The sequence below is a fragment of the Cupriavidus gilardii genome (assembly GCF_008801915.1).
Taxonomy (GTDB): Bacteria; Pseudomonadota; Gammaproteobacteria; order Burkholderiales; family Burkholderiaceae; genus Cupriavidus; species Cupriavidus gilardii.
The window spans coordinates 171368-185311 of the sequence record NZ_VZOV01000008.1 but is presented as its reverse complement, the minus strand read 5'-3'; the positions used below and the strand labels follow the sequence as shown (position 1 = coordinate 185311).

The window sequence follows — 13944 nt, the reverse complement described above, 5'->3', positions numbered from 1 at the left end:
CAAACAAGTCAGCGCGGCTCAGAACCACACGCGCACGCCGGCGACAAAACGCGTCTCACCGCTGCGGCCGCCCGACGCGCGCACCATGTCGGCGGTATTGCCGAACGCCTGATAGCGCTCGACGCCGATGTAGGGCGCGAACTGGCGGCTGAACTCATAGCGTAGCCGCACGCCGACCGCGCCATTGGACAGGCCGCTGCCGACGCCAACCTCGCGGTCGTTCTTGCCGTAGACATTGGCCTCGATGCGCGGCTGCAGGATCAGGCGCTGCGTGATCAGCAACTCGTACTCGGCGGACAGCCGCAGCGCCGTCCGCCCTTCGGTGCCGAGGTAGCCGGTGGCGTCGATCTCGAACCAGTAGGGCGCCAGGCCCTGCACGCCGAACGCGAGCCAGTTGCGCGCGGGGCGGCCGTGACCCGCGTCGTTGCGGATACCGAGCTGGGTGTCCCAATAGCTGGCGATCGCGTGGCCCCACAGCAGTTCGGTGCGGGCCTCATGGACCTTGCCGCGTTCCACGTCGCCCTCGGCCTTGATCACCAGCCGGTCGTAGGTATTGCCGAACCAGGCCTGTGCCTCGTACGCGGCGGCGTTGGTGTCGCTGCCGCGCGCCCATTCGAGGCGGTCCACCAGCACCGAGCCGAACAGATGCTCGTCGGCCATGTGCAGCTGGCGATGGGGACCGAGCGCGTACTGGCCGACGCCGAGCCGATGACCGCCGGAGTATGCGTGCGGATCGCGCGCATCGGGGGGAGCGCTGCCGCCCTGCATCTTCATGTCGCCGTGATCCATCGCCGGTGGCGGAGCGCTGGCGGGCGGCACGCCTTGCCCGGAGCCATGGGCGCCGTGGTCCATCGATTGCGCAGTGCCGTGGTCCATGTGGTGCATCGCGCCATGGTCCGGGCCCGGCTTGTCGGCGTGCGCGGCAGCGGCTTCGGCGGGCTTGCCGGCCGCAGGCTGTGCCGCGGCCGGTTGATGGTGATGCCCGTGGTGGTCGTCGCGCCCGTGCTGCTGCTGCTGCTGCTGATGCTGCTGGTGCTGGTGCTGGTGCTGGTGCTGGTGCTGGTGCTGGTGCTGCTGATGATGCTGCTGCTGGTGCTGGTGTTGGTGGTGGTGGTGGTGGTGCTGGTGATGATCACCGTGATCGTGCTGGTGCGGCTGCTGTGCCAATGCGGCGCTGGCGCCGGCGGACGCCAGCAGGAAGGCTGCAAGTGTTTTCGAAGGCATGGCTCGGGCTCCGTGCGTCTTGGAATTCGGATGAAAGCTCGGGCCCGTCAGGCCACCACCACTTCGCGGAACATGCCTGCGTCCATATGCATCATCAGATGGCAATGCCAGGCCCAGCGGCCGAGCGCATCGGCCGTGACGAGGAAGCTGATGCGCTGCGCCGGCTGCACCGGAATCGTGTGCCGCCGCGCCTGGAACGAGCCGTCCGGCGCCTCCAGCTCGCTCCACATGCCGTGCAGATGCATCGGGTGGGTCATCATCGTGTCGTTGTGCAGGATCACGCGAAGCCGCTCGCCGTGGCGGAAGAACACCGGCGTCGACCTGCCGAACTCCAGGCCGTCGAACGACCACGTGTAGCGCTCCATGTTGCCGGTCAGGTGCAGCTCCACCTCCCGGCCCGCGCCGCGCGGGTTCATCGGACCGCCGACCGTACGCATGTCGGCCAGCGTCAGCACGCGGCGTCCGTTGTTGCGCAGGCCGATGCCGGGGTCGTCCAGATTGGTCCGCGCCATGTCGACCCGCATGTCGGTGCTGGGTCCGTATTCGGTGCGCGCATGGCGGGCGGTCCTGCTGGGCACCTTCAGCGAGCCATCGGCCGGCATCGCGGCCATCGCATGCTGGCTGTGGTCCATCGCCATGCCGCCGTGGTGCATGCCGTGCATGCCATGCGCCCCGTGCGTGCCGTTCGCGCCGTGCGAGCCATGCGTGCCCCGCATGGCGCCATGGTGATGCCCGCCGCCATGGCCCATGCCGGCCACCCCAGCCGCGCCCATCGCCCCCATGTCGCCCATCATGTCGGTCATGGTCAGCCATTCGGCCTTGTCCAGCGCGGGCACGGCGGCCTGCAGCCCGTCGCGCGTCGCCAGCGTGCCGCGCGCGTAGCCGGTGCGGTCCATCGACTGCGAGAAGATCGTGTAGGCCTCGTCGCGCGGCTCGACGATGACATCGCAGGTCTCACCGGGGCCGAAGCGGAATTCGTCGACCGTCACCGGCTCGATGTTCTGGCCGTCGACCTGCACGACCTTGAGCTTCAGCCCGGGAATGCGCACGTCGTAGAAGGTATTGCCGCTGCCATTGATGAAGCGCAGGCGGACCTTGTCGCCCGGCCTGAACAGCCCCGTCCAGTTGCCGGCCGGCGTCACGCCGTTGGTCAGATACGTCAGCGTATGCGCGGACAGATCAGCCAGATCGGTCGGGCTCATCCGCATCTGGTTCCACATGCGGCGCTTGTCGACGGCGGCCTTGACGCCCTCGTTGGCGATATCGCGGAAGAAATCGACGACGGTCGGCTGGTTGTAGTTGTAGTAATCGCTCTGGGTCTTGAGCTTGGACAGCACGCGCATGCCGTCCTCGTCGGTCCAGTCGGACAGCAGCACGGTATGGTCGCGGTCCGCCCGGATCGGATCGTCGTCGCCGTCGATGATCAGGCCGCCGTAGACGCCGGTCATCTCCTGGAAGCCCGAGTGCGAGTGGTACCAGTAGCTGCCGCTCTGCACGACCTTGAAACGGTAGGTGAAGGTCTCGCCCGGCGCGATGCCGGGGAAGCTGATGCCGGGCACGCCGTCCATCTCGAACGGCAGGATGATGCCGTGCCAGTGGATCGAGGTCGGCTCGCGCAGGCGGTTGGTGACGCGGATGGTCACCGTATCGCCCTTGCGCCAGCGCAGCGTCGGCCCCGGCAGCATGCCGTTGATCGTGTGAGCGATGGCGGGCTTGCCGGTGAAGTTGACGACCGCCTCCTCGATGACCAGCTCGAATTCGGTGCCGGACAGCACCGGCGCGCTGCCGCTTCCCGCGCGCCGCGGACGGTCTGCTTGCTGGGCCCATCCTGCGCCGGACACGCCGGACAGCGCACCGAGCACGCCCCCCGCGACCAGTCCCTGCACGAAACGCCGGCGGGACAGATAGGGCGGCACGGCCAGGATGGTCGGGGCAACGCGTGGCATGGAAGCGGTCCTTGTTGTCTTGTCGTGGTCTATCGTGGCCGCCAGCATAAGGAGGCCGCAGTAACCTCCCAATTACCCCGACATTACATTCCGGTAATGTTTGCGTCATGTTGGGTAGCGCGGCCCTACACTATCGCGACGGTTGCGCAGGGCGACGATGGCGGGCCTGGCGCGAAAGCGGGCCAAAAGCGGGGAAGCGGGAAGCGGAGAAGCAGGAAAGCGCCGATGAAATTGCTGGTAGTCGAAGACGAAGCCAAGACCGGGGAATACCTGCGGCAGGGCCTGACCGAGGCGGGGTTCGTGGTGGACCTGGCCGCCAACGGCCTGGACGGCCAGCATCTGGCCATGACGGAGCCCTACGACCTGATCGTGCTCGATGTGATGCTGCCCGATGTCGACGGCTGGCGCATCGTGCAGACGCTGCGCGCCGCCGACAACCGCGTGCCGGTGCTGTTCCTGACGGCACGCGACAGCGTCGCCGATCGCGTCAAGGGGCTGGAGCTCGGCGCCGACGACTATCTGGTCAAACCCTTTGCCTTTGCCGAACTGCTGGCCCGCGTCCGCACGCTGCTGCGCCGCGGCGCCACGCAGGTGGCGCTGGACCGCATCCAGATCGCCGATCTGGTGCTCGACCTGGCCCGCCGCCGCGCGACGCGTGCCGGCCGGCGCATCGTGCTGACCAACAAGGAATTCTCGCTGCTGGAACTGCTGGCGCGCCGGCGCGGCGAGGTGCTGCCGCGCTCGCTGATCGCCTCGCAGGTCTGGGACATGAACTTCGACAGCGACAGCAACGTGATCGACGTCGCCATCCGCCGCCTGCGCGCCAAGATCGACGACGACTTCGACATCAAGCTGATCCAGACGGTGCGCGGCATGGGCTATGTGCTCGAGAATCCGGAGGAAGGCGACTGATGCCGCGCCTCTCGCTGACGGCCCGGCTGACCGCGCTGTTCTCGCTGACCTCCGCCTGCGTACTGCTGGGCCTGGGGTGGTTGATCTTCTCGGCGATGGACCGGCACTTCGCCGATCAGGATTACGCGCTGCTCGGCGACAATCTGCGGATGGTCGAACGGATCGTGGCGGCGGGCCCGTCCGACGGCATTGCGGCACGGCTGGCCGACGCGCAGAAGCATCACGGCGGCCTGCTGATCCATGTGCAAGCCGAACCAAACGCGCCGCTGTTTGCGAGCCCCGGCTTCGATTTCGGTGCGGCGCTCGATGCGGTGGCGCGGCCCCGCAAGCACGATCGGGATGACGCGGACGGCATGCAGGCCAATGCGCTCGAATGGCGCCAGAACGGCCAGTTGTATCGCGGCATGGTGCGCACCGTGCGCGAATCCGGCACGGGCGAGCCGCTGCGCATGCTGGTCGGCATGGACACCGAGATCCACGATCACTTCATTCACGCATTCCGCCAGTCGCTGGTGTTCTATATCGCGCTCGCCGCGCTGGCCAGCGGCGTGCTGGGCTGGTGGGCGGCGCGCCGCGGCCTGGCGCCGCTGCGCACGATGGCCTCGCGCGCGCAGACGGTGACGGGCAGCAAGCTGTACGAGCGGATGCCGGTCGAAGCGGTGCCGGTCGAAATGGCCGATCTGGCGGCCAACCTCAACGCGATGCTGGCCCGGCTGCAGGACGATTTCCGCCGGCTGTCCGAGTTCTCGTCCGACCTGGCGCATGAACTGCGCACGCCGATCACCAATCTGATGACGCAAACCCAGGTCGCGCTGTCGCAGCCGCGCGATGCCGGCAATTACCGCGACATCCTGGCGTCGAACGCCGAGGAGCTGCAGCGCCTGGCCCGCATGGTGTCGGACATGCTGTATCTGGCCAAGATGGAACACGGGCTCGACCTGCCCAATACCGAGGCGATCCGCATCGCCGACGAAGTGCGCGCGCTGTTCGACTTCTACGAGGCGCTGGCCGAGGACAAGGCGGTGCGGCTGGACCTGCAGGGAGACGGCCGTATCCAGGGCGACCGTTTGATGCTGCGGCGGGCGCTGAGCAATCTGATTTCCAACGCGCTGCGCCATACGCCGCCCGGCGGCCGCATCGTCGTCGCGGTGGCCGACGCCGGCGACCACGTCGAGGTCGCGGTGGAGAACGATGGCACCGAGATCGACCCGGCCCTGCTGCCTTCGATCTTCGACCGCTTCTCTCGCGGGGATAAATCGCGGACGAGGCCGGAATCGGATAGCGTGGGACTGGGGCTGTCGATCACCCGCGCCATCATGCTGGCGCATGGCGGGGATATCGCGGTGCGGTCGGAGCGGGGAAAGACGCGGTTCGGCTTGCGGTTTCCGAGGCGGGCAGACTGAAAGGGCCCGCCGAAAGGGCCGGCCGGAAAGGCCCACCGAAAAGGCCGCCCGAAAAGGCCGCCCGAAAAGGCCGCCCGAAAAGGCCCACCGAAAAGGCCGACCAAGAGGGCCGGCCGAAAGGGCCGACGCCCAAAGAAAAAGGCGCTGCGGCCGATACCTCGCCGCAGCGCCCTTTGCGGGGAGCGACCCCGTTGCCGATTCGGCCCTTACTCCACCGTCACCGACTTCGCCAAATTGCGGGGCTTGTCGACATCGGTACCCCGCGCGCAGGCCGTGTGATACGCGAGCAATTGCAGCGGCACCACGTGCAGGATCGGCGACAGGTCGCCGTAGTGCTCGGGCAGGCGGATCACCTGGATGCCGTCGGTCGACGTGATGTGCGTGTCCGCGTCGGCGAACACATAAAGCCGGCCGCCGCGGGCACGCACTTCCTGGATGTTCGACTTCAGCTTTTCCAGCAGCGCGTCGTTCGGCGCCACCGTGACCACCGGCATCGCCTCGGTCACCAGCGCCAGCGGCCCGTGCTTGAGCTCGCCGGCCGGATAGGCCTCGGCGTGGATGTACGAGATTTCCTTCAGCTTCAGCGCGCCTTCCAGCGCGATCGGATAGTGCAGGCCACGGCCGAGGAACAGCGCGTTTTCGCGGCGGGCGAAGTCTTCGGACCAGGCGATGATCTGCGGCTCCAGCGCCAGCACGCCGTGCAGCGCGGCGGGCAGGTGGCGCAGGTTAGCCAGCGCCCTGCCCTGGCTTTCCTCCGACAGCGTGCCCCGCAGCTTGGCCAGCGCCAGCGTCAGCATGTACAGCGCGGCGAGCTGTGTGGTGAAGGCCTTGGTGGAGGCGACGCCGATCTCGGTGCCGGCGCGGGTGATGAAGCGCAGCTCGGTTTCGCGAACCATCGCGCTGCTGGCCACGTTGCAGATGCACAGCGTGTGCTCGTGGCCCAGACCCTTGGCATGGCGCAGCGCGGCCAGCGTATCGGCGGTCTCGCCCGATTGCGAGATCACGACCACCAGCTGGCGCGGATTCGGCACCGTTTCGCGATAGCGGTATTCGCTGGCGACCTCGACCTGGGTCGGGATGCGGGCGATCGCTTCGAGCCAGTACTTGGCGGTGCAGCCCGAGTAGTAGCTGGTGCCGCAGGCCAGGATCAGCACGCTGTCGATATTGGCGAACACCTGCGCGGCGCGTTCGCCGAACTGGCTCGGCTCGATGCTTTCGATGCCTTCGAGCGTGTCGGCCAGCGCGCGCGGCTGCTCGAAGATTTCCTTCTGCATGAAATGCCGGTACGGGCCCAGATCGACGGCCGCCGCATGGGCTTCCACCACGCGCACTTCGCGCTCGACCGGCTCGTCGTTGAGGTCGTGGATCGTGATCGCGTCGCGCCGCACCTCGACCACGTCGCCCTCTTCCAGATAGATCACGCGGTTGGCGGTGCCGGCGACGGCCAGCGCGTCCGAGGCGAGGAAGGCTTCGCCCTCGCCGAGCGCCGCGACCAGCGGCGAGCCGGCGCGCGCGCCAACCACGACGTCCGGCTGGTCCTTGGCCACCACGGCAATCGCATAGGCGCCATGCAGGCGCTTGGTGATCGCGCGCACCGAGGCGAACAGGTCGCCGCGCGTGGCGCTGCTCGGATAGGTGTAGGCCTGGTGCACCAGATGGGCGACCACTTCGGTATCGGTCTGCGAATCGAAGCCGTAGCCGGCGGCGCGCAGTTCGTCGCGCAGCGGCTCGTAGTTCTCGATGATGCCGTTGTGCACCAGCGCGATGGTCTCGCCGGAGAAGTGCGGGTGGGCGTTGATGGTGTCGGGCTTGCCGTGCGTGGCCCAGCGCGTGTGCGCGACGCCGATCGTGCCGGACAGGCCCGAGCCGCGCGTCTGCTCGTCCAGGTCCGCCACCCGCGACACGGTGCGGGCGCGCTCGAGCGTGTCTTCGCGGACCACCGCCACGCCGCAGGAGTCATAGCCGCGGTATTCCAGGCGGCGCAGGCCTTCGATCAGAACCGGAACGATATTGCGCGTCGAAACCGCGCCGACGATGCCACACATGTTGCTCTCCCTGGGTGCCGCGGCTCGTGACCGCCTGCATTGATGCCTTGTCCGATGTCCCGGATGGCTGGGCGCTTATGCCGCCCGCCCCCGGTCCTGGCGCGCCGGCCAGCGCGGTGCGCCTATCTTACTTCGTGCCCTGCCTGGGCTGCTTGACCGGCCGCTGCCAGCCCGGAACGGTCATCTGCCTGGCCCGCGACAGCGTCAGCTGGTCCGCCGGCGCTTCCTTGGTCAGCGTGGTGCCGGCGCCCAGCGTGGCGCCGCGCCGCACCGTGACCGGCGCCACCAGCTGCGAGTCCGAGCCGATGAAGACGTCGTCCTCGATCACCGTGCGGTGCTTGTTGACGCCGTCGTAGTTGCAGGTGATGGTGCCCGCGCCGATGTTGACGCGCGAGCCGACCGTGGCGTCGCCGACGTAGGCCAGATGGTTGGCCTTGCTGTGCGCGGCGATCTGGCTGTTCTTGACCTCGACGAAGTTGCCGATATGGACGTCCTCGCCCAGTTCGGTGCCGGGACGAAGACGGGCATACGGCCCGATCCGGCCGTCGGCGCCGACCTGCGCCTGCTCCAGATGACAGAAGGCCAGCACCCGCGCTCCGGAACCGATGCGGCTATCGCGGATCACACAGTGAGGACCGATCTGCACGCCGTCTTCCAGGTGAACCCGTCCTTCGAACACGCACCCGACGTCGATCGTGACGTCTCGGCCACAAGTCAGTTCGCCCCGGATATCGATACGGGCCAGGTCGAGCACGGTCACGCCGGCTTCCAGCAGGCGCATCGCCTGGTTGCGCTGATGCAGGCGCTCGAGTTCGGCCAGCTGCACTTTGCTGTTGACGCCCAGCGTCTCCCACAGCGCGCCCGGCTGGGCGGACACCACCTCGACGCCATCGGCGACGGCGCGCTCGACGGTATCGGTGAGGTAGTACTCACCTTGCGCGTTATCGTTGCGCAGCGTGGCCAGCCATTCGGTCAACTTCGCCGTCGGGCACACCACGATGCCGGTATTGATCTCGCGGATCGCGCGCTCGGCCTCGCTGGCGTCCTTCTGCTCGACGATGCGGGCGATGCTGCCGGCGGCGTCGCGCACGATGCGGCCGTAGCCGGTCGGATCGTCCATCTCGACGGTCAGGATGCCGAAGCGGTCCTTTCCGGCGGCTTCCACCAGACGGGCCAGCGTATCGGCCCGGGTCAGCGGCACGTCGCCGTACAGCACCAGCGTCGGCTGGGCCGGATCGAGCAGCGGCAGCGCCTGCATCACCGCGTGGCCGGTTCCCAGTTGCTGGGCCTGCAGCGCGAAGGCGACATCGGGCGCGGCAACCGCGGCCTGTACCCGCTCGGCGCCATGGCCCACGACCACCACCAGCCGCGTCGGCGACAGCGTACGCGCGGTATCGATCACATGAGCAAGCAGCGGCCGGCCGGCCAGCGGATGCAGCACCTTCGGCAAATCGGAATGCATCCGTTTGCCCATGCCGGCGGCGAGAATGACGATGTTCACGAGGAGGTTCCTAAGTGAGTGCGCCCGAATTGACATCCGGATCGGAAAGACGCGCGACCAGCCCCGACGTGACAGCCGGGCGTTGGCGCCACTGGCGAACGCCAAGCCGTTTATCGGCCGCGTTCCGTCCCGGACGGGCTGATGCGGAAGCCGTCGCCGGCACTCCGCCATCGCCCGCAAACCGTTGCCAGACCTTGCCTGGCGGGCGACGGCAAGTGGCCGTCGGCGCGTCCGGCGATTCTAGCATGGGGGGTATCCGCCGCTTGACGGCTGTTGCTCAAATTCACAATGTGCGGTGGCGCGAACTGATCGCGGCCGGGATGCTGGTGTTGCTGACCGCGTGCAATGCGATGAAGCTTGGCTACCAGCAGGGCGACCACCTCGCCTACTGGTGGATCGACAACTATGTCGACGTCTCCGACGACCAGGAGCCCCAGACGCGCGACGCGATCGCCCGTTTCTTCGCCTGGCACCGGCGCGAGCAGTTGCCGGAGATCGCCGCCTTGCTGCAGCGCGCCAAGAGCGAGGTCCAGGGGCCGGTCACCGAGGCGCAGCTGGAGCGCGTGCGCGACGACACGCAGCGCATGGCGCGCGTCGCCTTCGACCATGCGATTCCGGATGTCGCCGATCTGCTGCTGACGCTGACGCCGGACCAGATCAAGCGCATGGAACGCAAGTTCGCCGACGGCAACGAGAAGTACCGCAGGAAATTCCTGCGCGGCAGCCCCGAAGACCGGCTCGAGGCGCGCTACGACAAGGTGATGGAGTGGGCCACGCTGATCTACGGCCGCTTCTCGCGCGAGCAGCAGGACGCGATCCGTGCCGCGCTCCGCCCGATGGTCGACAACGCCGAATCCCGCTTCGGCGAACGGGTGAAACGACAGCAGGCCTGGCTGGCGCTGGTCCGGCAGGTCCAGGCGGAACACCCGCCCAAGGCACGCGTGATCGCGCTGCTGCAGCGCTTCGGCGACCAGTGGCAGGCGCCGCCGACGCGCGAGCGCCGCGTCAGCTACGAGGCCAATACCGAGGCGGGGCTGGCGGTGGCGGCGCAGATCGCCAACATGACCACGCCGGAACAGAAGCGCCACGCGGTCGAGCGCTTCCAGAAGTGGATCGAGGATACGCAGTCGCTGATGCGCGAGGCGCCGCGGCAACCGGCCATCGCGCCGTCGCGCGCCGCGAACTGAGACGGCGGGCAAGGGAAAGCCGAAGAGCGCGGAACGCGGGCTGGAGGAGAGCCGGAGGAGCGCTGAATGAACCGGCGCCAGCGCGCCGGGGCCTTATTCGGCCGCCGACGCGGCCGCCGCCGTGGCGGTCCCCGCCGCCGCGCCTTCGGGCTTCGTGTCGCGCACCGCCGGCCTCTCGAAGCGGACGAATTCCATCCGGTTCTCGGCGCTGCCGCCGGCAAACACCAGCGGCTGCTGCGTGAAGGTCGAATCGCCGAACAGCGAGGCCTCGTCGACCTTGGCCAGGCCGGTCGCCAGACCGTTGAAGTCGAACAGCTCGGTATCGGCCAGGTGCGACGGCACCACGTTCTTCAGCGCCGAGAAGATGTTGTCGATGCGGCCCGGGTTCTGCCGTTCCCACTCGAGCAGCATCTCCTTGACCTTCTTGCGCTGCAGGTTCTCCTGCGAGCCGCACAGATTGCAGGGGATGATCGGGAATTCCATCGCGCGCGCATAGGCCGCGATGTCCTTCTCCGAGCAATAGGCCAGCGGACGGATCACGATGTGCTGGCCGTCGTCGGTGGCCAGCTTCGGCGGCATCGCCTTCATCTTGCCGCCGAAGAACATGTTCAGGAAGAAGGTCTGGACGATGTCGTCGCGGTGGTGGCCCAGCGCGATCTTGTTGGCGCCGAGCTCCTTCGCGGTCCGGTAGATCACGCCCCGGCGCAGCCGCGAACACAGCGAGCAGGTGGTCTTGCCCTCGGGCACCTTCTCCTTGACGATCGAATAGGTGTCGGCCTCGACGATCACGTACTGCACGCCGATGCCGTCCAGGTAGCGCGGCAGCACGTCCTCGGGGAAGCCCGGCTGCTTCTGGTCGAGGTTCATCGCGATCAGCTTGAAGTCGATCGGCGCCCGCTTCTGCAGCGCCATCAGCACCGACAGCATCGTGTACGAGTCCTTGCCGCCCGACAGGCAGACCAGCACCGTATCGCCGTCCTCGATCATCTTGAAGTCGCCGATCGCGCGGCCCGTCTGCGATTGCAGATAGGTCTCGACGCGGTAGAAGTTCCTGGAGTGGGTGGTTTCGGTCATGGCGGGGTGGGAGGCAACGGGCGGGGCGCTGTTCTGGCGCAATCGAACCGGGTATTTTAGCGGAGCGCCCCAGCGGCTGCATCAAGTGTCGGCCACGTCACGAACACGCGCGGCGCGCCGTGGCCCGCCTAGCTCTTGATATGGAACACCTCGACGCCGACCGAATCGCAGTCCGGGTATACGTCCGGCTTCTCGGTCGACACCCGCACCGCGCGCACCTTGGGGTGGCGCAGCATCGCGCGGGCGACGTCGTCGCACAGCGTTTCCTGCAGGTGCACATGGCCCTGCGCCATGCGCTCGGCGACGGTATTGCGCATGAAGTCGTAGTCGACGACCTCGTGCAGCTTGTCGTCGTGCGGCGTGCTTTCCGCCAGCGGCACGTACAGGTCGATATTGATCAGCACGCGCTGTTCGCCCTTCTTCTCGAACTCGTGCACGCCGATGTTGATCTGCACTTCGTAGTTGCGCAGGAACATGCGGCGGCAGTCTTGCAGGCTGGGATGGGAAAGAGCGGCGGACATGGCGGCGTCGGAGAGAAAGGGCAGAGGGAAGAGAGGCGGGAACCGGCAAAGGCCGCCGATGGTACAGGCGGCGCCGGCTCCAGGGAAGTCATTCGGTCAGGAACATCACGTCGCGCGCCAGCGGCATCAGGTGCTGGCCGCCGTCCACATACAGCGTGGTGCCGGTCACCGCGCGCGCCTCGGCCAGATAGGCGACGGCCTGCGCAATATCGTCGGGCGTCGACGACTGGCCCAGCGGCGTCATCCGGTGCGCGCGCTTGAAGCCGCCGCCGGACTGGTCGCCGGACACCAGCGTGATGCCCGGCGCCACGCCGACCACGCGCAGCCGCGGCGCCAGCGCCTGGGCCAGCTGCATCGTCGCGGTCTGCAGCGCGGCCTTGGACAGCGTGTACGACAGGAAGTCCGGGTTCAGGTTGTCGAGCTTCTGGTCCAGCAGGTTGATCACCACGCCGCGTGCGTCGTCCGGCAGCGCGCGGTGCAATTCGCGCGACAGCAGCAGCGGCGCGGCGACATTGGTGCGCATGTGCGTGTCGAGCGAGCCGTAGGAGAAGCTGGTGGCGACGTCGTACTGGAACAGCGAGGCGTTGTTGACCAGGCAGGTCGGCGTGCCAAGCGCGGCGGTGCAGGCCGCGATCAGTCCACCGGTGGCGGCCTCGTCGGCCAGGTCCGCCTGCAGCACCGCGGCGCGTCGGCCGAGCGCGCGGATCTGTGCGGCGACCTCCTCGGCCTCGTCGCGCGAGCGATGGCAGTGCACCGCGATATCCCAGCCGCGCGCTGCCAGCTCCAGCGCGATGGCGCGGCCGATGCGGCGGGCGCCGCCCGTCACCAGCGCAATGCCGCGGCCGTTGCCGGGCGCGGCCGCCTGCGTCGACGAAGCCGCGGACGAAGCGGGCGCGGCGCCGGAAGAAGTGAAATCTGGCATTGCTACAATCGCGGGATGCAGAAAACCGGTAGTTTACCCCTTCCCTCCGCGGACGCGCTCGATGCCTCCACGGCATTGGCCACGCGCATCGGCGAGGCGATCGACGCCGCGCAAGGCTGGCTCGGCTTCGACCGCTATATGGCGATGGCGCTCTACACGCCCGGGCTCGGGTACTACAGCGGCGGCGCGGCCAAGTTCGGCCGCGACGTGCGCGACGGCAGCGACTTCATCACCGCGCCAGAGCTGACACCGTTCTTCGCCCGCACGCTGGCGCGCCAGCTGGCCCAATGGCTCGAGCTGGGCCTGGACGAGGTGATGGAATTCGGCGCCGGCACGGGCCGGCTGGCGGCGGATCTGCTGCTGGCGCTCGAGACCGAAGGCCGGCTGCCCTCGCGCTACTGGATCGTCGAGCTGTCCGGCGAGCTGCGCGAACGCCAGCAGGCCACGCTGGCCGCGCGCGCCCCGCATCTGGCCGCACGCGTGCAGTGGCTCGACGCGCTGCCGGCGCGCTTCGAGGGCGTGGCGATCGGCAACGAGGTCCTCGATGCGATGCCGGTGCGGCTCTACGCGCGGGTTGGCGGTGTCTGGCACGAGCGCGGCGTTGCCCGCAACGATGGCGAGCATGGCCACGATGCGCGCTTTCGCTTCGCCGACCGGCCGCTCGACAAGACCGAAGTGCCCGCGGCCGTCGCCGCGATTCCCGGCGACCACGACATCGTCACCGAGACCCATGCCGAGGCCGAGGGCTTCATCCGCTCGCTCGGCGCGATGCTGACGCGCGGCGCGGCGCTGCTGATCGACTACGGCTTTCCGGCCAGCGAGTACTACCACCCGCAGCGCACCGGCGGCACGCTGATGTGCCACTACCGCCATCACGCCCATCCTGATCCGTTCCTCTATCCGGGGCTGCAGGACATCACCGCTCACGTCAACTTCAGCGGCATCGCGCAGGCCGCGGTCGACGCCGGGCTCGAGGTCGCGGGCTTTGCCTCGCAGGCGCGCCTGCTGATGAACGCCGGTATCACCGAGCTGCTGATGACGCTGGACCCGAACGATGCGCGCAGCTTCCTGCCGGCCGCCAACGCGGTGCAGAAGCTGCTGTCCGAAGCCGAAATGGGCGAGCTGTTCAAGGCCATCGCGCTGACGCGCGGTCTGGCCGACAGCGTGCCGATCGGCTTTGCCGCGGGCGACCGCAGCCACACCCTGTAG

The 13944-nt window shown here is 68.2% G+C and carries 11 protein-coding genes; 4 read left to right on the top strand and 7 right to left on the bottom strand.

Annotation, left to right across the window (positions count from 1 at the left end):
- Positions 1-18: 18 nt before the first annotated feature.
- Together F7Q96_RS12750 and F7Q96_RS12745 are read right to left on the bottom strand one after the other, a co-directional pair.
- Positions 19-1224, bottom strand: a complete 1206-nt coding sequence (locus F7Q96_RS12750; RefSeq protein ID WP_151022767.1) for a copper resistance protein B — start codon at positions 1222-1224, stop codon at positions 19-21.
- 47 nt (positions 1225-1271) lie between these two features.
- Positions 1272-3170: a copper resistance system multicopper oxidase gene (locus F7Q96_RS12745; RefSeq protein ID WP_053820947.1), complete on the bottom strand. Its 1899-nt coding sequence runs from the start codon at positions 3168-3170 to the stop codon at positions 1272-1274.
- A gap of 225 nt (positions 3171-3395) precedes the next feature.
- Here F7Q96_RS12745 and F7Q96_RS12740 point away from each other — a divergent pair, with 225 nt between their 5' ends.
- Complete coding sequence (locus F7Q96_RS12740) at positions 3396-4082, top strand: heavy metal response regulator transcription factor (protein WP_053820946.1); 687 nt, start codon at positions 3396-3398, stop codon at positions 4080-4082.
- On the top strand, positions 4082-5485 hold the full coding sequence (locus tag F7Q96_RS12735; RefSeq protein WP_151022765.1) for a heavy metal sensor histidine kinase: 1404 nt from the start codon (positions 4082-4084) through the stop codon (positions 5483-5485). The genes F7Q96_RS12740 and F7Q96_RS12735 overlap by 1 nt, the downstream gene beginning before the upstream one ends.
- A 206-nt stretch (positions 5486-5691) precedes the next feature.
- On the opposite strand, the gene glmS is transcribed toward F7Q96_RS12735, so the two are convergent.
- Together glmS and glmU are read right to left on the bottom strand one after the other, a co-directional pair.
- The gene (gene glmS, locus F7Q96_RS12730; RefSeq protein ID WP_006575900.1) at positions 5692-7530 is read right to left on the bottom strand and encodes a glutamine--fructose-6-phosphate transaminase (isomerizing); all 1839 of its coding nucleotides are present in this window, start codon (positions 7528-7530) and stop codon (positions 5692-5694) included.
- A gap of 127 nt (positions 7531-7657) precedes the next feature.
- Entirely contained in the window at positions 7658-9031 is a 1374-nt protein-coding gene (glmU, locus tag F7Q96_RS12725) for a bifunctional UDP-N-acetylglucosamine diphosphorylase/glucosamine-1-phosphate N-acetyltransferase GlmU (RefSeq protein WP_053820944.1), read from the bottom strand.
- 290 nt (positions 9032-9321) lie between these two features.
- Here glmU and F7Q96_RS12720 point away from each other — a divergent pair, with 290 nt between their 5' ends.
- Positions 9322-10218, top strand: coding sequence for a DUF6279 family lipoprotein (locus F7Q96_RS12720; protein ID WP_082371371.1), 897 nt, complete (start codon positions 9322-9324; stop codon positions 10216-10218).
- Between the two features lie 93 nt (positions 10219-10311).
- Here F7Q96_RS12720 and ttcA read toward each other — a convergent pair whose 3' ends face one another.
- The 3 genes from ttcA to F7Q96_RS12705 all read right to left on the bottom strand — a co-directional run bounded on the left by ttcA (position 10312) and on the right by F7Q96_RS12705 (position 12735).
- Positions 10312-11292: a tRNA 2-thiocytidine(32) synthetase TtcA gene (ttcA, locus tag F7Q96_RS12715; RefSeq protein ID WP_151022763.1), complete on the bottom strand. Its 981-nt coding sequence runs from the start codon at positions 11290-11292 to the stop codon at positions 10312-10314.
- A gap of 128 nt (positions 11293-11420) precedes the next feature.
- Entirely contained in the window at positions 11421-11813 is a 393-nt protein-coding gene (locus F7Q96_RS12710) for a dihydroneopterin aldolase (RefSeq protein WP_053820943.1), read from the bottom strand.
- Between the two features lie 88 nt (positions 11814-11901).
- Positions 11902-12735, bottom strand: coding sequence for an SDR family oxidoreductase (locus F7Q96_RS12705; protein ID WP_053820942.1), 834 nt, complete (start codon positions 12733-12735; stop codon positions 11902-11904).
- Positions 12736-12750: 15 nt separating this feature from the next.
- Here F7Q96_RS12705 and F7Q96_RS12700 point away from each other — a divergent pair, with 15 nt between their 5' ends.
- Complete coding sequence (locus F7Q96_RS12700; protein ID WP_053820941.1) at positions 12751-13944, top strand: class I SAM-dependent methyltransferase; 1194 nt, start codon at positions 12751-12753, stop codon at positions 13942-13944.

Excerpts from the sequence above, each read along its gene's own strand:
- F7Q96_RS12740 (WP_053820946.1), top strand. The coding sequence starts at position 3,396 with ATGAAATTGCTGGTAGTCGAAGACGAAGCCAAGACCGGGGAATACCTG.
- F7Q96_RS12710 (WP_053820943.1), bottom strand. The coding sequence starts at position 11,813 with ATGTCCGCCGCTCTTTCCCATCCCAGCCTGCAAGACTGCCGCCGCATG.
- ttcA (WP_151022763.1), bottom strand. The coding sequence starts at position 11,292 with ATGACCGAAACCACCCACTCCAGGAACTTCTACCGCGTCGAGACCTAT.
- glmS (WP_006575900.1), bottom strand. The coding sequence starts at position 7,530 with ATGTGTGGCATCGTCGGCGCGGTTTCGACGCGCAATATCGTTCCGGTT.
- F7Q96_RS12750 (WP_151022767.1), bottom strand. The coding sequence starts at position 1,224 with ATGCCTTCGAAAACACTTGCAGCCTTCCTGCTGGCGTCCGCCGGCGCC.
- F7Q96_RS12700 (WP_053820941.1), top strand. The coding sequence starts at position 12,751 with ATGCAGAAAACCGGTAGTTTACCCCTTCCCTCCGCGGACGCGCTCGAT.
- F7Q96_RS12735 (WP_151022765.1), top strand. The coding sequence starts at position 4,082 with ATGCCGCGCCTCTCGCTGACGGCCCGGCTGACCGCGCTGTTCTCGCTG.
- F7Q96_RS12705 (WP_053820942.1), bottom strand. The coding sequence starts at position 12,735 with ATGCCAGATTTCACTTCTTCCGGCGCCGCGCCCGCTTCGTCCGCGGCT.
- F7Q96_RS12745 (WP_053820947.1), bottom strand. The coding sequence starts at position 3,170 with ATGCCACGCGTTGCCCCGACCATCCTGGCCGTGCCGCCCTATCTGTCC.